The organism is Pseudomonas capeferrum (genome assembly GCF_000731675.1).
Taxonomy (GTDB): domain Bacteria; phylum Pseudomonadota; class Gammaproteobacteria; order Pseudomonadales; family Pseudomonadaceae; genus Aquipseudomonas; species Aquipseudomonas capeferrum.
Genome location: NZ_JMIT01000001.1, coordinates 1,803,301 through 1,826,052, shown reverse-complemented (window position 1 = coordinate 1,826,052; position 22,752 = coordinate 1,803,301). Strand labels below are relative to the sequence as shown.

General features: G+C 62.9%; 20 protein-coding genes. 10 read left to right on the top strand and 10 right to left on the bottom strand.

What is annotated here, in order from left to right:
* The first annotated feature begins 8 nt into the window (after nucleotides 1-8).
* Both PC358_RS08190 and PC358_RS08185 read left to right on the top strand, forming a co-directional pair.
* Nucleotides 9-1,421, top strand: coding sequence for an aminotransferase (locus PC358_RS08190; RefSeq protein ID WP_033698766.1), 1,413 nt, complete (start codon nucleotides 9-11; stop codon nucleotides 1,419-1,421).
* Between the two features lie 53 nt (nucleotides 1,422-1,474).
* Entirely contained in the window at nucleotides 1,475-2,308 is an 834-nt protein-coding gene (locus tag PC358_RS08185) for a helix-turn-helix transcriptional regulator (RefSeq protein ID WP_033698765.1), read from the top strand.
* 105 nt (nucleotides 2,309-2,413) lie between these two features.
* Here the strand turns inward: PC358_RS08185 and PC358_RS08180 are convergent, their stop codons facing one another.
* From PC358_RS08180 to PC358_RS08160, 5 genes are all read right to left on the bottom strand, one after another.
* A complete protein-coding gene (locus PC358_RS08180; protein WP_033698764.1) occupies nucleotides 2,414-3,493 on the bottom strand; it encodes a helix-turn-helix domain-containing protein in 1,080 nt (359 codons plus the stop codon).
* Nucleotides 3,494-3,599: 106 nt separating this feature from the next.
* Nucleotides 3,600-4,571: a PDR/VanB family oxidoreductase gene (locus PC358_RS08175; protein ID WP_033698763.1), complete on the bottom strand. Its 972-nt coding sequence runs from the start codon at nucleotides 4,569-4,571 to the stop codon at nucleotides 3,600-3,602.
* A 76-nt stretch (nucleotides 4,572-4,647) separates the two neighbouring features.
* On the bottom strand, nucleotides 4,648-5,769 hold the full coding sequence (locus PC358_RS08170; RefSeq protein ID WP_033698761.1) for an aromatic ring-hydroxylating oxygenase subunit alpha: 1,122 nt from the start codon (nucleotides 5,767-5,769) through the stop codon (nucleotides 4,648-4,650).
* A gap of 127 nt (nucleotides 5,770-5,896) precedes the next feature.
* Complete coding sequence (locus PC358_RS08165) at nucleotides 5,897-7,495, bottom strand: BCCT family transporter (RefSeq protein ID WP_050506109.1); 1,599 nt, start codon at nucleotides 7,493-7,495, stop codon at nucleotides 5,897-5,899.
* A 193-nt stretch (nucleotides 7,496-7,688) separates the two neighbouring features.
* Nucleotides 7,689-8,780: a tartrate dehydrogenase gene (locus tag PC358_RS08160; RefSeq protein WP_033698759.1), complete on the bottom strand. Its 1,092-nt coding sequence runs from the start codon at nucleotides 8,778-8,780 to the stop codon at nucleotides 7,689-7,691.
* A gap of 98 nt (nucleotides 8,781-8,878) precedes the next feature.
* Between PC358_RS08160 and PC358_RS08155 the strand changes: the two genes are divergently transcribed.
* Nucleotides 8,879-9,790, top strand: a complete 912-nt coding sequence (locus PC358_RS08155) for a LysR substrate-binding domain-containing protein (RefSeq protein ID WP_033698758.1) — start codon at nucleotides 8,879-8,881, stop codon at nucleotides 9,788-9,790.
* A 121-nt stretch (nucleotides 9,791-9,911) separates the two neighbouring features.
* Here the strand turns inward: PC358_RS08155 and PC358_RS08150 are convergent, their stop codons facing one another.
* The gene (locus PC358_RS08150; RefSeq protein WP_033698757.1) at nucleotides 9,912-10,394 is read right to left on the bottom strand and encodes an Lrp/AsnC family transcriptional regulator; all 483 of its coding nucleotides are present in this window, start codon (nucleotides 10,392-10,394) and stop codon (nucleotides 9,912-9,914) included.
* 123 nt (nucleotides 10,395-10,517) lie between these two features.
* Here PC358_RS08150 and PC358_RS08145 point away from each other — a divergent pair, with 123 nt between their 5' ends.
* Nucleotides 10,518-11,549, top strand: coding sequence for a histone deacetylase family protein (locus PC358_RS08145; protein ID WP_033698756.1), 1,032 nt, complete (start codon nucleotides 10,518-10,520; stop codon nucleotides 11,547-11,549).
* Between the two features lie 82 nt (nucleotides 11,550-11,631).
* Nucleotides 11,632-13,029 carry an amino acid permease gene (locus PC358_RS08140; RefSeq protein ID WP_033698755.1) on the top strand — a complete coding sequence of 466 codons (1,398 nt, stop codon included), beginning with the start codon at nucleotides 11,632-11,634 and terminating at the stop codon, nucleotides 13,027-13,029.
* On the opposite strand, the gene PC358_RS08135 is transcribed toward PC358_RS08140, so the two are convergent.
* Nucleotides 13,026-14,357: a D-serine ammonia-lyase gene (locus PC358_RS08135; RefSeq protein WP_033698754.1), complete on the bottom strand. Its 1,332-nt coding sequence runs from the start codon at nucleotides 14,355-14,357 to the stop codon at nucleotides 13,026-13,028. The genes PC358_RS08140 and PC358_RS08135 overlap by 4 nt on opposite strands.
* A gap of 184 nt (nucleotides 14,358-14,541) precedes the next feature.
* On the opposite strand from PC358_RS08135, the gene eutH reads away from it, so the two are divergent.
* Nucleotides 14,542-15,774, top strand: coding sequence for an ethanolamine utilization protein EutH (gene eutH, locus PC358_RS08130; protein ID WP_033698753.1), 1,233 nt, complete (start codon nucleotides 14,542-14,544; stop codon nucleotides 15,772-15,774).
* Nucleotides 15,775-15,890: 116 nt separating this feature from the next.
* Nucleotides 15,891-16,691 carry a helix-turn-helix domain-containing protein gene (locus PC358_RS08125; RefSeq protein ID WP_033698752.1) on the top strand — a complete coding sequence of 267 codons (801 nt, stop codon included), beginning with the start codon at nucleotides 15,891-15,893 and terminating at the stop codon, nucleotides 16,689-16,691.
* 60 nt (nucleotides 16,692-16,751) lie between these two features.
* Here the strand turns inward: PC358_RS08125 and PC358_RS08120 are convergent, their stop codons facing one another.
* The 3 genes from PC358_RS08120 to PC358_RS08110 all read right to left on the bottom strand — a co-directional run bounded on the left by PC358_RS08120 (nucleotide 16,752) and on the right by PC358_RS08110 (nucleotide 19,836).
* Complete coding sequence (locus PC358_RS08120) at nucleotides 16,752-18,023, bottom strand: D-arabinono-1,4-lactone oxidase (protein WP_033698751.1); 1,272 nt, start codon at nucleotides 18,021-18,023, stop codon at nucleotides 16,752-16,754.
* 28 nt (nucleotides 18,024-18,051) lie between these two features.
* Nucleotides 18,052-18,819, bottom strand: coding sequence for an SDR family NAD(P)-dependent oxidoreductase (locus tag PC358_RS08115; RefSeq protein WP_033698749.1), 768 nt, complete (start codon nucleotides 18,817-18,819; stop codon nucleotides 18,052-18,054).
* Between the two features lie 144 nt (nucleotides 18,820-18,963).
* Nucleotides 18,964-19,836 (bottom strand): LysR family transcriptional regulator, encoded by an 873-nt coding sequence (locus tag PC358_RS08110; RefSeq protein ID WP_033698748.1) that lies wholly within the window; start codon nucleotides 19,834-19,836, stop codon nucleotides 18,964-18,966.
* A gap of 134 nt (nucleotides 19,837-19,970) precedes the next feature.
* Here PC358_RS08110 and PC358_RS08105 point away from each other — a divergent pair, with 134 nt between their 5' ends.
* Genes PC358_RS08105 through catA form a run of 3 tightly spaced genes read left to right on the top strand, consistent with a single transcriptional unit; the run spans nucleotide 19,971 to nucleotide 22,393 of the window.
* On the top strand, nucleotides 19,971-21,092 hold the full coding sequence (locus PC358_RS08105) for a muconate cycloisomerase family protein (protein ID WP_033698746.1): 1,122 nt from the start codon (nucleotides 19,971-19,973) through the stop codon (nucleotides 21,090-21,092).
* A gap of 31 nt (nucleotides 21,093-21,123) precedes the next feature.
* Nucleotides 21,124-21,414 (top strand): muconolactone Delta-isomerase, encoded by a 291-nt coding sequence (gene catC, locus PC358_RS08100; protein ID WP_033698745.1) that lies wholly within the window; start codon nucleotides 21,124-21,126, stop codon nucleotides 21,412-21,414.
* Nucleotides 21,415-21,457: 43 nt separating this feature from the next.
* Nucleotides 21,458-22,393 (top strand): catechol 1,2-dioxygenase, encoded by a 936-nt coding sequence (gene catA, locus PC358_RS08095; protein WP_033698744.1) that lies wholly within the window; start codon nucleotides 21,458-21,460, stop codon nucleotides 22,391-22,393.
* The last annotated feature ends 359 nt before the right edge of the window (nucleotides 22,394-22,752 follow it).

Here is a 22,752-nt window from a genome sequence, read left to right as displayed (position 1 = left end):
AGCTGCCCATGGCCACCCCAAGCAAAGCATTCGCCATCGCCCACGACCCACTGGTGGACGCCGACAAGGCCCACTACATGCACGGCTACCATGTGTTCGACGAGCACCGCGAACAGGGCGCGCTGAACATTGTCGAAGGTGAAGGCGCCTACATTCGCGATACTCACGGCAACCGTTTTCTCGATGCGGTCGGCGGCATGTGGTGTACCAATATCGGCCTGGGCCGCGAAGAGATGGCCCTGGCCATCGCCGACCAGGTACGCAAGCTGGCCTACTCCAATCCGTTTTCCGACATGGCCAACGACGTCGCCATCGCGCTGTGCCAGAAGCTTGCGCAACTGGCGCCGGGCGACCTCGACCACGTGTTCCTCACCACCGGTGGCTCCACTGCCGTCGACACCGCCTACCGGCTGATCCAGTACTACCAGAACTGCCGTGGCAAGCCGCACAAAAAGCACGTGATCGCCCGTTACAACGCCTATCACGGCTCCACCACGCTGACCATGGCGATCGGCAACAAGGCGGCCGACCGCGTGCCTGAGTTCGACTACGCCCATGAGCTGATCCACCACGTCTCCAACCCCAACGTGTACCGTGCGCCGGACGACATGGACGAGGCCGAGTTCCTTGACTTCCTGGTGGCCGAGTTCGAAGACAAGATCCTTTCCCTGGGCGCCGACAACGTGGCCGCGTTCTTCGCCGAGCCGATCATGGGTTCGGGCGGGGTGATCATCCCGCCCAAGGGCTACTTCGAGCGCATGTGGCAGGTGTGTCAGACCTACGACATTCTGTTCGTCGCCGACGAAGTGGTGACCTCGTTCGGTCGCCTGGGCACCTTCTTCGCCAGCGAGGAGCTGTTCGGGGTAACCCCGGATATCATCACCACCGCCAAAGGCCTGACCTCGGCCTACCTGCCGCTGGGTGCGTGCATCTTCTCGGAGCGGATCTGGCAGGTGATCGCCGAGCCAGGCAAGGGCCGCTGCTTCACCCACGGTTTCACCTACAGCGGGCACCCGGTGTGCTGCACAGCGGCCCTGAAGAACATCGAGATCATCGAGCGCGAGCAGTTGCTGGCGCACGTCAAGGATGTTGGCAGCTACCTGGAACAACGGCTGCACAGCCTGCGCGACCTGCCCTTGGTCGGGGATGTGCGCTGCATGAAGCTGATGGCCTGTGTCGAGTTCGTTGCCGATAAAACCAGCAAGGCGTTGTTCCCCGACGCGGTCAACATCGGAGAGCGTATCCATAGCAAAGCCCAGGCCAGGGGGTTGCTGGTTCGGCCGATCATGCACCTGAACGTGATGTCGCCGCCGTTGATCATCACGCACGCGCAAGTGGATGAAATCGTCGAAACCTTGCGCCAGTGCATCATCGAAACGGCGCGTGAGCTCACCGCGCAAGGGCTGTACCAAGGCCGATGAGCCTGGCGCAAAGGGCTGTGCGTGGGCGTGCCTGGCAGGCTAGACTGCCGGGCATGACCCAAGCCTCTCCCGACACTCCGCTCACCCTTTCGCTGGGGGCACTGCAGCAATGGCATGCGGCGCTGCAGCGTGCCCTGAGCCACAGCGAAACGGCCGATGCCCTGCACTACGTGGCCGCCGCGATTGGCGAACTGGTGCAGGTGGAGTCGATGATGATCAGCCTCGAATGCCAGGGGCAGGCACCGCAGCTGCTGTATCAGCAGGGCATCCCCGAAGTGCACCGTGCTGCGGTGCTGGAGCGCTATTTCGCCGCCGGCTATCTGCTCGACCCCTTTTGCCTGGCCGTGCAGAGTGGCCTGGCCGAGGGGTTCTATCACCTCGAAGAAATCGCCCCGGACCACTTCTTCGACAGCGACTACTACAAGGCCTATTACCTGGGCACCGGCTGCAGCGAAGACAGCTACTACATCGTCGACCTCAGCCAGGGGCGCAAGCTGTCCTTCAGCCTGTTCCAGGGGTGCAGTGGCACGCGCTTGAGCAGCGGGCAGATCGACTTGCTGCGGGCGGTCGAGCCGATGGTGCGCGAAGTGCTGGGGCGTTATGCCCGTTACAACCTTGAAGCCGCCACGGCTTCGGCCGAGCGCGGCAGCGTTCAGGCGGCGTTCGAGAGTTTTGGTTGCCAGGTGCTTACCGATCGGGAGCGAGAGGTGGCGCACATGATCTTGCGGGGGCATTCGGTGAAGTCCACGGCGGTGCAGCTGGGGATTTCACCGGAGACGGTGCGGATGCACCGCAAGAACCTGTATCTGAAGCTTGAGATCAATTCACAGTCGGAGTTGTTTGCGCGCTTTATCGACTGGTTACGGCAGGGGGCGGTTGCGAGCTGATAAGTGTATTACGTGAGGTTTGTGGCGCCTATGAGGTCGAGCGCCGCCCGCGCGGCGCTCGACCTCATAGGCGCCAAAAACCTCACGTCAAACACCTGGCAGCCCTCACAACCCCCTCAGCTTCGCCTCCAGCGCCGCAATGTGCGCCTGCAACCGCTCATGCTCCTGCCGCTCGGCGGTGATGTCTTCAAACACGCTGATCAGGTGCTCCGGCTCACCGTTGTCGCGGCGCTGCAGCGAGGTGCGGGCGCGCACCCAGATGTATTCGCCGCTCTTGTGGCGCACGCGTTTTTCCACCTCGTAGCGCTCGGTTTCACCCGCCAGCATGCGCGCCAGCAATTGCAGGTTCAGCGCCAGGTCGTCGGCATGGGTGATGTGCTGGAAGGTCATGGCGTACAGCTCTTCGGCGCGGTAGCCGAGCATCTCGCAGAGGCTGTTATTGACCCGCTGCCAGGTGCCGTCCGGGTCGATGTAGGCGAGGGCACCCCAGGCCAGCTCGAAGATCGCGCGAAAGCGTTCTTCGCTGTTGCGCAACGCCTGCTGGGCAACCTGGCGCTCGGTGTTGTCCATGCTGATGCCGACCATCTTCACCGAGCGCCCGGCGCTGTCGCGTACCACCGTGGCGCGGGAGGAAATCCAGCGCACTTCACCCTCAGGCCGGGTGATACGGAAATCACACTCGCAGCCACTGCCCTCGGCGACGGCCTGGGCGTACATCGCCTGCATGTGCGCCACGTCTTCATCCGGCAGATGGCGCCAGAAGTCTTCGTTGCGGTGCACTGGCCAGCCATACACCTGTTCGACGTTTGGCGAATAGGTGACCTCGTCGCTGATCAGGTTCCATTCCCAGGTCACGATACGCGCACCTTCCTGGGCCAGTTTCATGCGCGTTTCGCTTTCCATGATTTCGGCGGTGTAGCGCCTGCGCAGGTCGGTCATCGGCAACTCGACCACCTGTGGCTGCTGGATGTTCTGCAAGGCTTCGTCGCCATAGCGCAGCCAGATCCAGTTGACCTTGAGAAAGTCGGCCAATTTACGCAGGTTGTCGTAGTCGATCTCCCCGCCGCGGGTCCATTTGTGCACCGCTGTGCGGGAAATACCCAGGGCCGTGCCCACGGCTTGCAGGGTCAGCTTGTGATGCTCGAGCAGTTCCTTGAGGCGAAAGGCAAAGCTGTTTTCCAACATCGGCAGAGTGTCCTGATCGGGGCCAAGAGCCTGCCAGTATACTCAAGCTGTCAACTTTTGGTTGACGGTGAAACCCGTGGGGCCGCCCCGCAGCCCCGATCGCGCGTTACAGGTCCAGCACCAGGCGTGCCGAGCGTGCCCGCGACACACACAGCATGATGCTCTGCTGGGCAGCCTTTTCGTCATCGCTCAGGTACTGGTCGAAGTGCTCGGCTTCGCCTTCCAGGATGGCGGTTTCACAGGTGCCGCAGACGCCTTCGCGGCACAGGCACTCGACCTTGGCGGCCTTGGACTTCTCGATGGCCTGAAGAATGGTCATGCCTTCTTCCACCTGCAACTCGATGCCCGACTGCGCCAGCACCACGGTGAATGCCGAACCGGTCACCGGGGCTGCGGCAAACTGCTCCCAATGCACGCGTTGCTCGGCAATGCCGGCCTTGGCGGCGCAGGCGATGACTGCATCGATCAGTGGTTTGGGGCCGCACACGTACAGGTGCGCGGACGCATCCAGGCCCGCGCACAAGGCCGCCAGGTCAAGCTTGCGATCGAGGCTGTCGATGTAGAAGTGGGTGTTGTCGGCATGCGGGCCGTTGGCCAACTGGGCCTGGAACGCGCCATGTTCCGGGGCGCGGAAGGCGTAGTGCAGTTCGTAGTCGGCGGCGCCGCCTTCGAGCTCGTGCAGTTGTGCCAGGAAGGGGGTAATGCCGATGCCGCCGGCAATCAGCACATGGCGGCCGGCCGCTGGGTCCAGGGCGAACAGGTTGTTGGGCGAGGAGATGGTCAGGCGGGTGCCGACCTGCACCTGCTGGTGCATGAAGGCCGAGCCGCCCTTGGATTGTTCCTCCAGGCGCACGCCAATCTGGTAGCTGCGGGTATCGCGCGGGTCGCTCATCAACGAGTAGGCGTTGCTGAACTGGCTGCCGTCGGCACCCTGCATCTGCACGATGACATGGCTGCCACCGGAGAAGGCCGGCATCGCCGCGCCATCTTCGCGGGCCAGGGTAAAGCGCTTGATCAGCGGCGTGGCCTGTTCCACTTCGGTCACGCACACGCTGAACATTTCATATTTGTTGGCCATGGTTCACCTCGACTGCCAGGGCGCGCGGCAGGCCGTGCCGCGCACCAGTACGTGCAAATGACTCAAGCGGTAGCGATCAATCGTCGAGGTGGGCCACGGCGATCAGGTTGTGGAAGTGGGCAATGCCGTGCTCGCTCATGCCGCTGCGCTCGCGGTCGGCCATGATCCGGCCCTGGCCACGGTAGCCGCGGGATTTCAGGCCCTTCTGCACGCTTTCGACCAGGCGCAGGTCTTCTGGGCGAAACACTTCGCGGTACCAGTTGATCAGCTTCTGTTGCTCCTCGGTGATGTCCGTGTTGAGGAAGTAGATGTCGTAGTGCTGCAGGGTCGTTTCCGCATCCACCGGGAACTCGTAGATCACGGTCATGAAGTTGGCTCCTGGCGGCACGTTGAACATGGTGCACGGCCAGGCCCAGAAGCCGGCGAAGGACGGGTCTTTCACGCTTTCATCGAAGGTGAACGACTGCTCCGACGGTTTTGCCAGGCCGTACTGCAGGGTCCAGTTACCATGCATGCTGTGGCTGTACTGGCCGACGTCTACCGAATCGGAGAAGCCGGGGTGGGCAGGGGCGCAGTGGTAGCACTCCAGGTAGTTGTCGACGATCGACTTCCAGTTGGCCGGGGTGTCGCTGACGAAACGTGCGGCCAGGTGCAGGTCGTCGATCACGCCACAGGCTTCACGCATGCGCGCTTGCAGGCCCGGCAACTGGTCTTCGACCGAGCCTGCGTCCATGTCCATGTTGATGAAGATGAAGCCTGCGTATTCTTCGACGCGCAGCGGCACCAGGGTGGAGTTCTCTTTGTCGAAGTTCACCACGTTGTCGCAGTTACGGGCGTGGGCAAGCTCGCCGTCGAGCTTGAAGGTCCAGGCGTGGTACGGGCAGGTGATGACGTTCTTGGCCTTGCCGCTGCCGCTGAGCAACTGGTGGCCGCGGTGCGGGCAGACGTTATAGAACGCGCGCAGCACGCTGTCACGACCGCGCACCACGATGATGCTCTCGCCAATCACTTCGCGGGTGATGTAGGCATTGTTCTGCGTCACTTCGCTGCGGTGGCCGACACAGATCCAGCTGCGCGCGAAGATGGCTTCCTTCTCGTGCTCGAAAACCGAGGCCTGGGTGTAGAAGCTGGCAGGGATAGTGAACGCCTCTTCGGCGTTCGCACAGAAATCGGCGGGCAGGCGTTTGAAGTCATTCATGACGGGATCTCACAAGCTCGGTTTATAGTTATTGGTTAACAAGTATCTATTGGTTAACAAGCCGGGCAAAAAAATTTGCCGTCGTGGGGCGAGGCCGCCCCACACAGGCCAGTTCAGTTCACTCGTTTCAATGCACGGCGGCGGCACTGCGCGGGGCATGCTCGGCAGGTGTTTCACCGGCCAGGCGCGCTGCCTCTTCCTCGATGCGGTAGGCCGAGACCTGGCCGTAGTCTTCGAACATCCACTTGAAGAAGCCGTAGATCTTCACCAGCAGAATCACCATGAACGGGATCGCCGTCAGTACCACCGCGGTTTTCATGGTCGACAGCGATGCCTTGGCGAACAGCATGGCCAGTGGCACCAGGGTCAGCACCACGCACCAGAACAGGCGATGGGTCGGTGTCGGGTCATCGCCTTCGCGCAGGTTGCGGGTGCTGGTGGCCGCTACCGCATACGCGGCGGCGTCCATGTGCGAGGCGCAGAAGATCGCCATGATGAACAGGTACACACCCAGGAACACCTGGCCCCATGGCAAGGCCAGCAACAGGTGTGTCACCGCCGATTCGCCGCCTTGTTCACTGAGCATTTTCGGCACGTCGATGGCACCGGTGATGAACTGGTGCATGCTGTAGCTTTCCAGCGCGCCGAAGAAGAACCAGCAACCGAAGCTGCCGCCCATCAGCAGGGCCATGACCACTTCCTTGATCTGCCGGCCGCGCGACACGCGGGTCACGAACATCGCCACGCCCGGTGCGTACGACACCCACCAGAGCCAGTAGAACACCGTCCAGTTGCGGGTGAAGGCACCGTCGCCGGCCGGGTCGGTGAACAGGCTCATGTGCACGTAGTTCTGGATCATCAGGCCAATCGAGTTGGCCGTATTGTTGATGGTGAACTGCGTCGGGCCAACCAGCAGTATGACGGCGGCAAATACCAGCGCGCCGATGCACACCATCTTGCTCAGGCGCTGCAGGCCGCCATCGATACCGATGTAGGAGCTGAGCGAGAACATCACCGCGACGGCACCGATCACCAGCAATTGCACGGTGAAGGTGTCGGGGGTGCCGGTGAGGTCATGCAGGCCGCGGGTCAAGGTCGAGGCGGTAAGTGCCAGCGATACCGTCAGGGCGCCCATCATGGTCAGCAGGAAGATCAGGTCGACACTGCGGCCAACGGGGCCGGTCGCCTTGAAACCGGTCACCGCTTCGATGATCGAGGCCAGGTTCAGGCCGCTCTTCTTGCGCACGTGGAAGTGATAAGCCATGGCCAGCGAGGCCAGGGCATAGATCGACCAGGCGCTGACGCCCCAGTGGAAGAACGAATAGCCAATGCTGTACTCGAGCGCCTTGGGGGTAGCTGCGGCGATGTTGAGGCCGGGAGTCTGGTAGTAGTAGGCCCATTCCATCACGCCCCAGTACAGGGTCGAGGAACCCATGCCGGCGCAGATGAACATGAACACCCAGGTCGCGGTGGCGTACTCGGGTTTGCCACTGCCCAGGCGGATATTGCCGTACTTGCTGAAGGCCAGGTACAGCACGGCCAGGGTGCTACCGAACACCAGCACCTGGACACTGGTGCCAAAGGTACGGGTGGACAGTTCGAACAGCTGGTTGGCCGCGTGTTCGGCTTCGGCGGGGAACATTGCAAGGCCCAGCACCGTGAGCAGCACGGCGATCAGGCTCATGGTAATCAGGAACACATCAATCTTTTTATTCTTGTGCGACATCATCGTCTCCTGGACGTTGGCGTACTTGTTATACCCGGCAGGCATCCGGGGTGTTGCAGTACCACTCCTTCCTTGGTTGTTAACTAAAGGTTAACGTACATCTAATGGTTAACAGATTTTGCATTTAATCCGCGCCGCTCGCAAGAGGGGGAGGGCCGATTGTCAGACACGTGTGCTAATCGGCCCGGCCGGGTCAGGCTTCGATCAAGGCCGTGATGGCCCGGCCGACTTCCTGGGTGGACTTCTGCCCGCCCATGTCGCGGGTGGTGTCACCGGCGGCAATGACCTGTTCGATGGCCGTGAGGATGTCATCGTGGGCCGCACGGTAGCGCGGGTCGGCGCCGTCGTTGCCGAGGAACTCGAGCATCAGCGCACCGGACCAGATCATCGCGATCGGGTTGGCGATGTTCTTGCCGAAGATGTCCGGTGCCGAGCCGTGTACCGGTTCGAACAGGGACGGGAACTTGCGCTCGGGGTTGAGGTTGGCCGACGGGGCGATGCCGATGGTGCCGGCGCAGGCCGGGCCGAGGTCGGACAGGATGTCGCCGAACAGGTTCGAGGCCACTACCACGTCGAAGCGGTCCGGTTGCAGGACGAAGCGGGCGCAGAGGATATCAATGTGCTGCTTGTCCCAGCTGATTTCCGGATAATTGGCAGCCATGGCCGCCGTGCGCTCGTCCCAGTACGGCATGCTCACGGCCATGCCGTTGGACTTGGTCGCCGAGGTAACGTGCTTGCGCTCGCGGGTTTGCGCGACATCGAATGCGTACTTGAGAATGCGGTCGACACCGCGGCGGGTGAACACCGATTCCTGCAGCACGAACTCGTTTTCGGTGCCTTCGAACATGCGCCCGCCCAGGGACGAGTATTCGCCTTCGGTGTTCTCGCGGATCACCACGAAGTCGATGTCACCGGGCTCGCGGCCTGCCAGCGGGCAGGGTACGCCCGGGAACAGGCGCACCGGGCGAATGTTCACGTACTGGTCGAAGTCACGGCGGAACTTGAGCAGCGAACCCCACAGGGAAATGTGGTCCGGTACCTTGTCTGGCCAGCCGACCGCGCCGAAGTAGAGGGCGTCGAAGCCCTTCAGCTGCTCGAACCAGTCGTCCGGCATCATCTTGCCGTGGGCCAGGTAGTAATCGCAGCTGGCCCACTCGAAGAATTCGAAACTGATGTCCAGGCCATGCTTGCGGGCAGCAGCCTCGACCACGCGGATGCCTTCTGGCAGTACTTCGATGCCGATGCCATCGCCAGGGATTGCTGCAATTCTAAATGTCTTGCTCATGGGGGCGCACTCGTTGTCTAGGGAACAGGTGCGGGCCATGCTATAAGGCCTTGAATCGGAGATAATCTAGCCATTCATGGATTCTTGGAACACGAAGTGTGAATAATCTGCCAAACCTCGACGACCTCAATATCTTCCTCCTGGTGGCCAAACGCGCCAGCTTTGCTGCGGTGGCCGACGAGTTGGGCATGTCGGCGGCGTACATCAGCAAACGCATTCGCCTGCTTGAGCAAAACCTCGAGGTGCGCTTGTTGCACCGCACCACCCGGCGGGTGACGGTCAGCGAGGAGGGCGAGCGGGTGTACCAGTGGGCGCTGCAGATTTTCGACGCGGTGCAGCGCATGGGGGATGACATCAGCGCCCAGCACCGCGAACCGGCGGGGCAACTGCGCATTGCCAGCAGTTTGGGCCTGGGTCGGCGGTTTGTGGCGCCGGCCTTGTCGGAGCTGGCCGAGCGCTACCCACGTCTGGATATTCGCCTGGATGTGCATGACCGCCTGGTGGACTTGATCGAAGAGGGGGTCGACCTGGACATCCGCGTGGGCAATACCATTGCGCCCAACCTGATCGCCAAGCGCCTGGCCAGGAACCGCCGGGTACTCTGTGCCGCGCCGGGATACCTGGCGCGCCACGGCACGCCGAAAGTGCTGGCCGACCTGGGCAGCCATGACTGCCTGGTGATCAAGGAACGTGACCACCCGTTTGGTATCTGGCAGCTGGAGGGCCCTGATGGCGAAGAGAGCGTGCGGGTGACCGGGGGCTTGTCGAGCAACCACGGCGAGGTGGCCCACCAGTGGTGCCTGGATGGGCGCGGGATCTTGCTGCGGTCCTGGTGGGATGTGCACGACAGCTTGCTGGATGGGCGGCTGGTGCAGGTGTTGGCGGACTATCACCAGCCGGCGGATATCTGGGCCGTGTACACCTCGCCACTGGCAAGCTCGGCCAAGGTGCGGGTGGCGGTTGAGTTCTTCCGGCGGTATTTTGCCGAGCGGTATAGCTTGCCGGAGTAGGGGGTGGGGGTGGGGCATGCCTTGGTTCTTGCAGCGCCTGGGAGATCGAGCGCCGCCCGGGCGGCGCTCGATCTCCCAGGCGCTGTAAGAACCAAGGCATGCACCCGCCCCCCCATCGCCCTTACCTGACAGGCACCCGGCTAACCGCCTTGATTTCCCGCAAGGCCAAGCTCGACTGAATCGAAGCAATGCCCGGTTGCCGACGCAACACTTCCTCGACAAAGCGCCCATAGCTCTCCAGGTCGGTCGCCAGCACCGTCAGCACATAGTCAGCCTCACCCGTCACCTTGTGGCACGACAACACCTGCGGCAGCTTCAAGATCACCTGCTCGAAGTCATCAGGCGCTTCGGCCGAATGGTTGCCAAAGCGCACCTGGGCAAACGCCATGACGTCATACCCCAGTTTCTTGCGGTCCAGGTTGGCCTGGTAGTCCTTAATCAGCCCCAACTCCTCCAGGCGCTTGCGCCGGCGCCAGCAGGGCGTGACGGTCATCGACAAGCGCTCGCCCAGGGCGGCGCTGGACAAGGTGCCGTCCTCCTGCAGCAAGCGCAGCAGCTCGCGGTCTACCTCGTCCAGTTCTTCGTAAGCAAAAGCTTTGCTCATCTTGTGGCTACCGGCTGAATATTTTGCTCAAGCATCCGGTTTGCCTGAGCATAAAGCAAAGCATTTTCACTGCTCTCTCGCGAAAATTGGTTATCCGATAACACCTTGAAAAAGGACATTCGCGTGCTGACAGTCTTTAGCCACAATCATCGCTTGCACCATGGCTCCGAGCTCAAGGACGGGGCAATCACACCCTCATTCGAAAACCCCCAGCGTGCCGACACGGTGCTGGCTCGTGTCCAGGCCACGGGCCTGGGCGATGTCATCGCCGAGCAGGCCTTCGACCGTGCCTGCTACGTCGCGGCGCACAGCGAGCGCTACGTGAGCTTTCTGGAAAATGCCTGGGCAGAATGGACGGCCACCGGCAAGACCCATGATGCGCTACCGCTGGTATGGCCGGTGCGCGACCTGGCCATCGACCGAGAACCGGGCTTCATCGACGGCAAGCTGGGCTTCTACGCCATGGACGCCGGCGCGCCGATTACCGGCGGCACCTGGGAGGCCGTGCGCAGCAGCGCCAACGTGGCCCTGACCGGCATGCAACGGGTCATCGATGGCGCGCACAGCGCCTTCGCCTTGTGTCGCCCACCCGGGCACCATGCGGCCCGTGAGTACATGGGCGGCTACTGCTACCTCAACAATGCCGCCATTGCCGCCGAACGCTGCCTGAGCCAGGGCGCGCAGCGGGTGGCCGTGCTGGACGTGGACTTTCACCACGGCAACGGCACGCAGAACATTTTCTACGACCGCCCCGATGTGTTCTTCGCGTCGATCCACGGTGACCCGCACTTCTGCTACCCGTACTTCTCCGGCTATGCCCACGAACAGGGCTCGGGGGCGGGCGAGGGCTTCACTGCCAACTACCCGCTGAACAAGGGCACCGCCTGGGCGCAGTATCGGCAGGCCTTGCAGGAGGCGCTCAAGCGCGTTGTCGCGCACCAGCCCGACTTTCTCGTCGTATCCCTTGGCGTCGATACCTTCGAGGACGACCCGATCAGCCACTTCAAGCTCACCAGCGAAGACTTCCTGCGCCTGGGCGCCGAGATCGCCCGTGCGGGTATCCCGACGCTGTTCGTGATGGAGGGCGGCTACATGGTCGACGAAATCGGCATCAATGCCGTCAACACCCTGCAAGGTTTCGAAAGCGCCTGTTGATAGCACGTGCAAATAGCACCGGGGCAAGGCCTGTGCGGGCCTTGCCCCTGGCACCCATTCCAACAATAAAAAGAGGTCGCTCATGCAAGACATGTCCGCAAGCCTTGAGCAAAGCAAACCTGCAGATTCGCCCCGTGACGGGCACCTGAAACGCACGCTGGAAAACCGCCACATCCAGTTGATTTCTATCGGTGGCGCCATCGGCACCGGCTTGTTCATGGGGTCGGGCAAGGTCATCGCGCTGTCCGGCACCTCCATCCTGCTGGTCTACGCCATCCTGGGTTTCTTCGTGTTCTTCGTCATGCGGGCGATGGGCGAACTGCTGTTATCCGACCTGCGTTTCAAATCTTTCGCCGACATCGTCGCCCATTACCTGGGGCCGCGCGCAGGCTTCGTGCTGAGCTGGTCGTACTGGTTGAGCTGGAGTGTGGCGGTGGTCGGTGATGTGGTGGTCGTGGCCGGGTTCTTCCAGTACTGGTATGCGGACGTGCCCGCCTGGATACCGGCGTTCCTCACCCTGTTCGTGCTGCTGGGCCTGAACATGCTGGCGGTGCGAATCTTCGGCGAAGTGGAGTTCTGGTTCGGGATCATCAAAATCGTCGCCATCGTCCTGCTGATCATCACTGCAGCCGTAATGATCGCCACCGCCTATGTATCACCCAATGGGGTGGTCGCCTCGCTTGCCAATGTGGTGGCGCCAGGCGCGGTGCTGCCCCATGGCATCAGCGGCTTTTTTGCAGGGTTCCAGATTGCCGTGTTTTCCTTCGCCGGCACCGAGCTGATCGGTACCACTGCGGCCGAGGCAAAGAACCCGCACCGCTCGCTGCCCAAGGCCATCAACACCATTCCCTTGCGCATCCTGCTGTTCTACATCCTGGCACTGGTGTGCATCATCAGCGTGGTTTCGTGGGCAGAAGTACCGGCCAACCGCAGCCCCTTCGTCGAGCTGTTCCTGCTGGCCGGCTTCCCGGCTGCCGCCGGCATGCTCAATTTCGTGGTGCTGACCTCGGCGGCGTCCTCAGCCAACAGCGGCGTCTATTCCGGGTGCCGGATGCTCTTCGGCCTCGCCGAGCGGCGTAACGCACCGGCCATCTTCGCCAGGCTTTCGGCACTCAGCGTGCCGGTGTACAGCTTGCTGTTCTCCGGGGTGTGCATGCTGACCGGGTTGACCTTGCTGTTCATCATCCCCGAGGTGATGACGGTGTTCACGCTGATCTCGACCATCTCGGCGATCCTGGTGATCTTCACCTGGTCGATGATTCTTGCCGCGTACCTCGCCTACCGCAAACGCAACCCGGCCGCGCACCAGGCGTCGACGTTCAAGCTGCCAGGTGGCGTACCCATGGCCGTCACGTCGCTGGTTTTCCTCGGCTTCGTGCTGGTGTTGCTGGCCCTGGAGCCGGATACGCGGATGGCGCTGTGCGTGATGCCGTTGTGGTTCGTCTTCCTGCTGCTGGCCTATCGCCGGCGCACGGCTTAACGCCCCTTGGCCAGGTAGGCGGCATACTCCTCATCCGGCACCATGCTGCCACCGGTGCCCCACACCAGGTGCGTGGCGTTGGCCATGCGTTGCGCCGTCAGCCCCCTGCGCGCCAGGTACTGCGGCGCTTGCAGCACCTGCAGCATGCCGGGCATGCCGGCCAGCGCCGAGGGCTCCAGCCGTACCTGCTCCAGGTCATGGGCCAGTACCAACAGTTGGTACAGACGCTCGTCCGTTACCGTGTAGTAGCCATCCAGCAAGCGTTGCATGGCCTTGCCGACGAAACCGGAAGGGCGGCCCACCGCCAGGCCGTCGGCGGCGGTGACGTTGTCGATGCCGAAGTCCTGCACGCTGGTCTGGTCATGCAGGCCGGTGTAAACGCCAAGGAACATGCAGGGCGAATGGGTCGGCTCGGCGAAGAGGCAGTGCACATGGTCGCCAAACACCAGCTTCAAGCCAAACGCCACTCCGCCAGGCCCGCCGCCCACGCCGCAGGGCAGGTAGACGAACAGCGGGTGTTCGGCGTCGACCTTGATACCGGCGGCGTTGAATTGGCCCAGCAAGCGTTCGGCTGCCACGGCATAACCGAGGAACAGGTGCGGCGAGTTTTCGTCATCGACGAAGTAGCACGCAGGGTCTGCCGCGGCCTGCTGGCGGCCTTGCTCCACCGCAACGCTGTAGTCGGACGGGTACTCGATCACGTTCACGCCGTTGGCGCGCAGCTTGTCCTTTTTCCACTGCCGCGCATCGGAAGACATGTGCACCGTGGCCTGGAAGCCCAGCCGGGCACTCATGATGCCGATCGACAGGCCCAGGTTGCCGGTGGAGCCGACGGCCACTTTGTACTGGCTGAAGAACTGCCGGGCTGGGTCGCTGGCCAGTACCCGGTAATCGCTGTGCAGGGTGATCAGGCCGGCCGCCAGCGCCAGGTCTTCGGCATGCTTGAGCACTTCGTGGATGCCGCCGCGGGCCTTGATCGAGCCAGAGATGGGTAGCTCGCTGTCGGCCTTGAGCCAGAGTGAGCCGCTGGGCGCGAGGCCGGCTGCTTGCTGCAAGGCGTGTTGCAAAGTTGGCAGCGGGCGAATCGGTGATTCGATGATGCCGCCAGAGGCGGCGGTGTCTGGGAACACCGTGGCCAGGTACGGAGCGAAGCGCAGCAGCCGGGCACTGGCTGCGTGCACGTCGGCGGCAGTCAGGCCGACGTCTTCCAAGGCCTCTGCGGTTGGCGCGATGCCAGGGTTGAACCAGCAGGTTTCGCGCAGTGCCACCAGGTCCTCGACCAAGGGGTGGGAGGCGTACCAGGCGTCTAGTGTTTTGCCGTGAATCATTCCATTGCTCCTGTGGTGTTGCTGTCTGGGAACTGCATATACCTCCCGGTATATGGACAGCCCGCTGCCTGCCGAATAGCTTAACCGTCGACGGGGCGCACCTTGCATGCGCGATAAAAACAATTACGCCCCCGTGTCTTTCAGTCCTGCCAACCCTATAACGCTTACAAGAATGAGGCGGCAAATGGAAAACATCGGCACCTATGTCATCTACGTCATCATGGTGTGCGCGGTACTGGGCGCCGTGGCATCCATCTACAACCCGGAGGGTGAACTGGGCCAGGAATTCATCGCCGGCCTGCACAGCATTGGCCCGATCTTCATCCCCGTGGCCGGCATCATGGCGGCAATCCCGTACATATCCGCAGGCATCAGCCAGCTCATCGCGCCGCTGTTCCTGGCGTTGGGCGCCGACCCAGGGATTGCCGGGCCGATCTTCATCGCCTCTGACATGGGCGGCTACCAGTTGGCCAAGGCCCTGGCGCAAAGCCCGGAAGGCTGGATCCTCGGCCTGATCACCGGCTTCCAGTCCGGTTCGACGATCATCTTCGTGATCCCGGTGGGGCTGGCCATGCTGCGCAAGGTCGACCACAAGTACATGGCCTTGGGGATCATGGCCGGCTTGTTGACCATTCCCGTCAGCATCATGGTAATCGCCATGACCATGCAACTGCTCGGCTTGGATGTTCGGCCGGACATCGCCACCACCGGCGCGGCCACCCAGGCGCTGCATTTCACCTGGCCGATGCTGGTGCGCAACCTGATGCCGTTGATTCTGTTCTGTATCGTGCTGGCCGCCGCGCTGCGCTACTTCCCGACGCTGATGGTGTACCTGTTCCTCAAGCTCGGTCAGTTCATGTATATCGGGGTGGTGCTGGTGCTGGTGGCCTCCATCGTCCAGTACTTCACCGGCTTTTTCAGCGCTGTGTTCGGTAGCTGGGGCTTCGCCCCGATCATCGCTGATGCCGACGACCAGTTCCGCGCGCTGGAAATTGCCGGCTACGTTGGCCTGATGCTGTGTGGGGCGTTCCCGATGGTGCACCTGCTCAAGCGCTTTCTGGCACGGCCCATCGAGCGGGTCGCCTCGCGGTTCGGCATGTCCGGGGTCGGCGCCGCCGGGGTGCTGGCCGCCTCGGCCAACATTCTGGCCATGTTCAGGCTGGTGAGCGAGATGCCGCCCAAGGACAAGGTGCTGGTGATCGCCTTCTCGGTGTGCGCCGCCTTCACCTTCGGCGACCACATGGCCTTCTCCGCCAACTTCCAGCCCTCGCTGATTCTGCCGCTGATCATCGGCAAGCTCAGCGGTGGCCTGTTCGCCATGCTGCTCGCCAGTTGGCTGGCCGTACCCAAGGCTGTGGAGATGGGGCGCGAGGACGATGCCGCCAGTGCCTACAAGGTAGCCGCCGAACCGTCCTGACCGAAAAACGTCGCCGACATGATCCGGAGCGCCCAGGGCGCCCCGGATTTTGTGCTTTTTGCGGTGCAGGGCGGTAAGTTGCCCAGGGGCTTGTGTGCACGACAGCGGGGTGAGTGATGACATTGGAAGAAGCGAACAGGCTGGCGGCGGTGATCGATGCGATCGGCACGGACGCTTTGGGGCCGGCCATCGATGCGCTCTTGCGCGCAAAACTGGCATTCGAGATGAGCTGTGGTTATCTGTTCAAGTTCAACCAGCATGCGCTGCTGGTGCATAACGGCTACAACGATTCGGTGTCCGAGCGCACCCTGAACGCCTACGTGCGGGGCGGCTACCTGCTCGACCCGTTCTATGTCGCCTGCGTCAACGAGCACCCAGGCGGGCTCTGGCGCATGAGCGAGCTGGCGCCCGACAGTTTCTATGCTTCAGGCTTTTCCATCTCCAAGGACATCCACCCGTGCGTGTCGTCCGACTACGGCACCTCGGTGGAGGAGGTGGGCTTCATCATTGCGCTGCGGCCTCAGGTGGCCGTCGTCTACTCGCTGATGCGCAACTTCAGCAGTGGCAGCTTCAGCGAAGACGACATGCAGGTGCTGGCTGCCATGGCGCCCGTGCTGGCCTCGGTGCTGGGCCAGCATTGTCGGCTGCGCTACGCCGATTACCTGCGCGATGCGCCTGCCGAGGGCGGGGTGCTGGAAGATGCCTTTGTCGAGATTTTGCAGGGGCAGTTGACCGAGACCCAGCGCTACATCGCCAAGTTGCTGTTGCAGGGGCACAGCAATGCGTCGATTGCCAGGCAACTGAACACCTCGGATGGCACGGTGAAAGTGCACAAGCACAATATCTACCAGCGGCTGGAGATCTCCACCAACGCCGAACTGTTTCGCCTGTTCATCGATTACCTGGCCAAGGCCTGAACGCCTGAAACGCACAACGCCCGAGGGGCTGCCTCGGGCGTTGTGCCAAGCCGTTGCGGCTTACTTGAACAGCGGGCTGAGGTGCTCGCTCAGGTAGATACCCTGGGGGTCGAGCTGGCGGCGCAGGTTGCGAAAATCCTGGGCACGGGGGTAGAGGGCACTGACGTCGTCACCGGTCAGAAAGTGCAGCTTGCCCCAGTGCGGCCGAGCGCCGTATGCGCGCAGGATCTGGTCGACCGCACGCAGGTAGTCCCAGTAGTCGGTGCCCGGCTGGCCAGACACCGAAATGGTCACGCTGTCCTGCTCGAAGAACGGGCTCATCCAGGCGCCGTCGCCGGCGGTGAAGCGGTACTCGATGGGGTAGATCGCCTCGGGGAAGTCCTCGAGCATCAGCTTGCGCACGGCCCGCAAGGCTTCCTTGCTGTGCCGGAGGGGCACGGCATATTCCAGTTCATGGAAGTTGGGCAGGTACTCGATCGGGTACACGTCCGAGCTGTAGGCGACTTTCTCGAATTCGCTTTCCCAGGCCGGGCGGTCGGTGATGTCCATGACTTTCACCTCGCACACATCGGTGGTGCGCCCACTGGTGGAGGTTACCGCCGTGTCCGGCAGGCAGTAGCAGTGCCGGCTCTGCTCGTAGGGGCACCAGAAGAAGCTGAAGTGGCGGTGCGTGCGCGCCAGTTCATCGTGCTTGTCCATCACGCTTTCGAAGTCTTCACGCCAGATGCGTTCGTGCAGGTTGAAGCTGTCGGTCACCTGCAAGGTCAGTTCCGACACGATCCCCAGCACGCCCAGCGATACTCGGCTCGCCTGCAGCAGGTCGGGCGTACTTTCATCCACCACGATGATCTCGCCGTTGGGTTGAACCAGCTTCAGGCCAACGATCGACGAAGCCAGGTTGCCCAAGGTCAGGCCGGTGCCGTGGGTGCCCGTGGTCAGGGCGCCGGCGATCGACTGGCTGTCGATGTCGCCCTGGTTGACCATCGACAGGCCGGCCGCCCGCAGCGCCTTGCCGAAGGCGTTGATGGTGGTGCCGGCGGCTGCGGTAACGCGTTTTTGCTCAAGGTCGATGTGGCGCACACCGCTCATGTTGCCCAGCGACAGGTGCAGGCCGTTGGTCAGCGCCACCGGGGTAAACGAATGCCCGGAACCCGCCACGCGCACGTTCATGCCATTGGCGCTCGCCTGGCTGACCAGGGTGCACAGCTCGTCTTCGCTGGAGGGGGCGCCACGTGCCGCGCGGATACACGACTGGTTGCCCGCCCAGTTGCGCCAGTGCGCCTGGTCGAGCCCGAACTCGTTGATGTGCATGTTGTTCGATGAGGTGCTCACGTTGCTCTCCTGCCCATTATTATTGTGATCAGATGGCGGTGTAGCCGTTGTCGGCAAACAGGTGGGTGCCGTTGACGAAACTGGCATCGTCGCTGGCCAGGAACAAGGCCGCGGTGGCCACCTCCGAGGGTTGGCACAAGCGCCCCTGGGCGGCGGCGATCGCGTGTTCGCTGACATCCACCCCGTGCTTGCGCAGCATGTCGATTTCGCGCAGGCCGTGGTCGGTGGCGATGAAGCCCGGGCAGATCGCATTGGCACGGATGCCGCGGTCGCGGAACTCCACGGCGATGGCCCTGGCGAACATGTGCGTGGCGCCTTTGCTGGTGCAATACAGCACCTCCATGGGCGTGCCCACCACCGCCGAAATCGACGACGTGCAGACGATGCTGCCACCGCCCGCCGAGAGCATGCCCGGCAATACCGCCTTGGTGACCAGGAACATGCTTTTCACGTTCACGGCCATGATCCGGTCCCACTCTTCTTCGCTGGTTTCAAGGAAGGGCACGGCGGCCAGGATGCCGGCGTGGTTGAGCAACACGGTGATTGGCCCGAACGCTTGTTCCACGGCCGCGACTGCGGCTTTGACCTGCTGCGCGTCGGACACATCGGCGGGTGCGAACAGCACGTGATGGCCGGCATCGCGCAATTGCCGAGCCACCTCGGCGCCTTTGCTGCCCGGCAAGTCGACGATACCGACCCGCGCCCCCTCTGCCGCGAACAGTTGCGATGCGGCCAACCCGCACCCTCCCGCGCCGCCTGTAATCAGCGCGACCTTGCCATTGAGACGTCCCGTCATGTTCGACTCCGCGCTGCGCCGGAAGCCGGCGCAGCAATGGTTTTCTATTGAGTGTTTGTGATGCCTCGGCACTGTGCGATCGCGTGTCGGAGCATGAAACACTTCAACGGGAACATCCATATACCGAAGGGTATACGGGGCAGGTCAGGGGGTCTTTTGGGCAATCAACGCCAGGCAGCGCTGCACGATCGGGCTCACATCGCCCTTGCGACGGCTGAGAATGATCGGGCTGACGGCACTGCTGTCGAGCAAGCCGACATACGCGATGTCGGTGCGGTGCTGCTGTTGCACAGAAGACGGCACCAGGGTAACGCCGAGCCCGACCGCGACCAGGCCGATGGCGGTCTGCAGTTCGTTGGCCCATTGGCTGATCTTCAGGGTCATGCCGTGATGGGCGAACAGTGCCAGCACATGGTCGGCGTAGCTGGGCCGGGGGTTGGCCGGGTAGAGGATGAAGGGCTCCTTGGCCAGTTGGGCGAGGGTCAGTGGGTTGCCCGTCAGCGGGTGGCCCTTGGGCAACACCGCGACCAGTGGGTCTTCGCACAGCACCTGCTGGAGGATGGCCGGGTCATCGATACGAATACGGCCGAAGCCGATATCGATGCGGCCACTCTTGAGCGCCTCGACCTGCTGCAGCGTGGTCATCTCGCTCAAGCCCAGCTCCAGCTCGCTGTCCTGGCGCAACTCGCGGATCAGCTCTGGCAGCACGGTGTACAAGGTCGAGGGGGCAAAGCCGATGCCCAGCCACTGCCGTTGCCCCTGGCCGATGCGGCGGGTGTTGTCGCTGATGTTCTCCAACTGCTGCAGCACGGTGCAGGTCTGCTCGTAGAAAAACCGCCCGGCCTCGGTCAGGCGCAGCGGGCGCTCACGCACCACCAGCAACGTGCCGAGCTGGTCTTCGAGCTGGCTGATCTGTCGGCTCAGCGGCGGCTGGGCGATATGCAGCAGCTCGGCGGCGCGGGTGAAGTTCAGTGTTTCGGCCAGCACCTTGAAATAGCGAAGGTGGCGCAGCTCCATCAGACCTCCAGGGTATGGTGGGAGATTCATTTGATATTGGACGGCCGGCAGGTTGTCGCGCAATGCTTGATTAATCAAGTAAATGCAGTGTCGGGCCCGCAGTGTGCGGCCCGACCAGACGGGACCTGCCGACCATGACCAACGCCCTGATCGAACGTGTAGACGCCATTATCGTCGACCTGCCGACCATCCGCCCACACAAGCTGGCAATGCACACCATGCAGCAGCAGACCCTGGTGGTCTTGCGCCTGCGCTGCAGCGACGGCGTCGAAGGTATCGGCGAGGCCACCACCATCGGTGGCCTGGCCTATGGCTACGAGAGCCCCGAGGGTATCAAGGCCAACATCGACGCGCACCTGGCGCCGGCCCTGATCGGCCTGCCGGCAGACAACATCAATGCCGCCATGCTCAAGCTGGACAAGCTGGCCAAGGGCAACACCTTTGCCAAGTCGGGTATCGAAAGTGCCTTGCTCGATGCCCAGGGCAAGCGCCTGGGCCTGCCGGTCAGCGAACTGCTGGGCGGCCGCGTGCGTGACAGCCTGGAAGTGGCCTGGACCTTGGCCAGCGGCGACACCGCCCGCGATATCGCCGAAGCCCAGCACATGCTGGAAATCCGCCGCCACCGCGTGTTCAAGCTGAAGATCGGCGCCAACCCGGTGGACCAGGACCTCAAGCACGTGGTGGCGATCAAGCGCGAGCTGGGCGACAGCGCCAGCGTGCGGGTCGACGTCAATCAGTACTGGGACGAGTCCCAGGCCCTGCGCGCTTGCCAGGTGCTGGGCGACAACGGCATCGACCTGATCGAACAGCCGATCTCGCGGATCAACCGGGGCGGTCAGGTGCGCCTGAATCAGCGCAGCCCGGCACCGATCATGGCTGACGAATCGATCGAAAGCGTCGAGGACGCCTTCAGCTTGGCCGCCGACGGCGCGGCCAGCATCTTCGCCCTGAAAATTGCCAAGAACGGCGGCCCCCGTGCGGTGCTGCGCACTGCGCAGATCGCCGAAGCAGCCGGTATCGCCCTGTACGGCGGGACCATGCTCGAAGGCTCGATCGGCACCCTGGCTTCGGCCCACGCGTTCCTCACCTTGCGCCAATTGACCTGGGGCACCGAGCTGTTCGGGCCGCTGCTGCTGACCGAAGAAATCGTCAACGAGCCACCGCAGTACCACGACTTCCAGCTGCACATTCCACACACACCGGGCCTTGGCCTGACCCTGGACGAGCAGCGCCTGGCGCGCTTCGCCCGCCGCTGATCTTGAAACTGAACGCCTAAGGAGAACCCGCATGCTGTTCCACGTGAAGATGACCGTGAAACTGCCGGTCGACATGGACCCGGCCAAGGCCGCCCAGCTCAAGGCCGACGAAAAGGAACTGGCCCAGCGCCTGCAACGCGATGGCACCTGGCGTCACCTGTGGCGCATCGCCGGGCACTACGCCAACTACAGCGTGTTCGACGTCCCCAGCGTCGAGGCCCTGCACGATACCCTGATGCAACTGCCGCTGTTCCCCTACATGGAGATTGAAGTGGACGGCCTGTGCCGGCACCCTTCGTCGATCCACAGCGACGACCGTTGAGTCGTCCCTGACTACCTGACAAGAACAATACGAGGTAAGCAAAATGACCGTGAAGATTTCCCACACTGCCGAGATCCAGTCGTTCTTCGAGAGGGCCGCAGGCCTTGGGCACGCCGAGGGTAACCCGCGCTTCAAGCAGATCATCCTGCGCGTGCTGCAGGACACTGCCCGCCTGATCGAAGACCTGGAAGTGAGCGAGGATGAGTTCTGGCATGCCGTGGACTACCTCAACCGCTTGGGCGGTCGCAATGAGGCAGGGCTGTTGGCTGCGGGCTTGGGTATCGAGCACTTCATCGACCTGCTGCAGGATGCCAAGGATGCCGAAGCCGGCCTCACCGGCGGCACCCCGCGTACCATCGAAGGCCCGCTGTATGTTGCTGGTGCGCCTGTCAGCCAAGGCGAAGCGCGCATGGACGACGGCACCGACCCGGGCGTGGTGATGTTCCTCCAGGGCCAGGTATTCGATACCGAGGGCAAGCCGTTGGCGGGCGCTACCGTCGACCTGTGGCACGCCAATACCCAGGGTACCTACTCGTACTTCGATTCGAGCCAGTCCGAGTACAACCTGCGCCGGCGCATCATCACCGATGCCGAAGGCCGCTACCGCGCCCGCTCGATCGTGCCGTCCGGCTATGGCTGCGACCCACAAGGGCCGACCCAGGAATGCCTGAACCTGCTCGGCCGCCATGGCCAGCGCCCGGCGCACGTGCATTTCTTCATCTCGGCGCCGGGGCATCGCCACCTGACCACGCAGATCAACTTCGCGGGTGATCAGTACCTGTGGGACGACTTCGCCTATGCCACCCGCGACGGGCTGATCGGTGACCTGCGCTTTGTCGAGGATGCAGCGACGGCGCGTGACCGAGGCGTGCAAGGTGACCGCTTTGCCGAGCTGGCGTTCGACTTCCAGTTGCAGCCTGCCAAGGCGCCTGAGGCGGAAATCCGCAGCCATCGGCCGCGTGCTTTGCAAGACGGCTGAGATCAGGGGTTGCGTGCGCTTGTGAGATGACCGCAAGCGCGTTTCTACAGGATTTATCGTTTGTGCCTGGGCCTTTCCGTGCGGGGAGGGTCCGGGCTTTTTTGTGGGATATCGAGTGCCACCCGCGCGGCGCTTCGCGGGGCAAGTCGGATCGCCGCACCGCCGCTCCCACATTTGTTTCAGGCCAATGCGGCCTGTGGCATTTGCGCGCGACCGCCTTGTTTGTCCGACGCGATATCGGGACAGGCACCAAGGGGCCGCGCGCCAATACCTCAGGAATAACTGGCCCGAAACTGATGTGGGAGCGGGCTTGCCCCGCGAAGCGCCGCGCGGGCGGCGCTCGATCTGATAGGCGCTGA

What these genes read in the sequence shown, in the direction of transcription:
- PC358_RS08190 (WP_033698766.1), top strand. Translation starts at nt 9, where the DNA reads ATGGCCACCCCAAGCAAAGCATTCGCCATCGCCCACGACCCACTGGTG.
- PC358_RS08185 (WP_033698765.1), top strand. Translation starts at nt 1,475, where the DNA reads ATGACCCAAGCCTCTCCCGACACTCCGCTCACCCTTTCGCTGGGGGCA.
- PC358_RS08180 (WP_033698764.1), bottom strand. Translation starts at nt 3,493, where the DNA reads ATGTTGGAAAACAGCTTTGCCTTTCGCCTCAAGGAACTGCTCGAGCAT.
- PC358_RS08175 (WP_033698763.1), bottom strand. Translation starts at nt 4,571, where the DNA reads ATGGCCAACAAATATGAAATGTTCAGCGTGTGCGTGACCGAAGTGGAA.
- PC358_RS08170 (WP_033698761.1), bottom strand. Translation starts at nt 5,769, where the DNA reads ATGAATGACTTCAAACGCCTGCCCGCCGATTTCTGTGCGAACGCCGAA.
- PC358_RS08165 (WP_050506109.1), bottom strand. Translation starts at nt 7,495, where the DNA reads ATGTCGCACAAGAATAAAAAGATTGATGTGTTCCTGATTACCATGAGC.
- PC358_RS08160 (WP_033698759.1), bottom strand. Translation starts at nt 8,780, where the DNA reads ATGAGCAAGACATTTAGAATTGCAGCAATCCCTGGCGATGGCATCGGC.
- PC358_RS08150 (WP_033698757.1), bottom strand. Translation starts at nt 10,394, where the DNA reads ATGAGCAAAGCTTTTGCTTACGAAGAACTGGACGAGGTAGACCGCGAG.
- PC358_RS08140 (WP_033698755.1), top strand. Translation starts at nt 11,632, where the DNA reads ATGCAAGACATGTCCGCAAGCCTTGAGCAAAGCAAACCTGCAGATTCG.
- PC358_RS08135 (WP_033698754.1), bottom strand. Translation starts at nt 14,357, where the DNA reads ATGATTCACGGCAAAACACTAGACGCCTGGTACGCCTCCCACCCCTTG.
- eutH (WP_033698753.1), top strand. Translation starts at nt 14,542, where the DNA reads ATGGAAAACATCGGCACCTATGTCATCTACGTCATCATGGTGTGCGCG.
- PC358_RS08125 (WP_033698752.1), top strand. Translation starts at nt 15,891, where the DNA reads ATGACATTGGAAGAAGCGAACAGGCTGGCGGCGGTGATCGATGCGATC.
- PC358_RS08115 (WP_033698749.1), bottom strand. Translation starts at nt 18,819, where the DNA reads ATGACGGGACGTCTCAATGGCAAGGTCGCGCTGATTACAGGCGGCGCG.
- PC358_RS08110 (WP_033698748.1), bottom strand. Translation starts at nt 19,836, where the DNA reads ATGGAGCTGCGCCACCTTCGCTATTTCAAGGTGCTGGCCGAAACACTG.
- PC358_RS08105 (WP_033698746.1), top strand. Translation starts at nt 19,971, where the DNA reads ATGACCAACGCCCTGATCGAACGTGTAGACGCCATTATCGTCGACCTG.
- catC (WP_033698745.1), top strand. Translation starts at nt 21,124, where the DNA reads ATGCTGTTCCACGTGAAGATGACCGTGAAACTGCCGGTCGACATGGAC.
- catA (WP_033698744.1), top strand. Translation starts at nt 21,458, where the DNA reads ATGACCGTGAAGATTTCCCACACTGCCGAGATCCAGTCGTTCTTCGAG.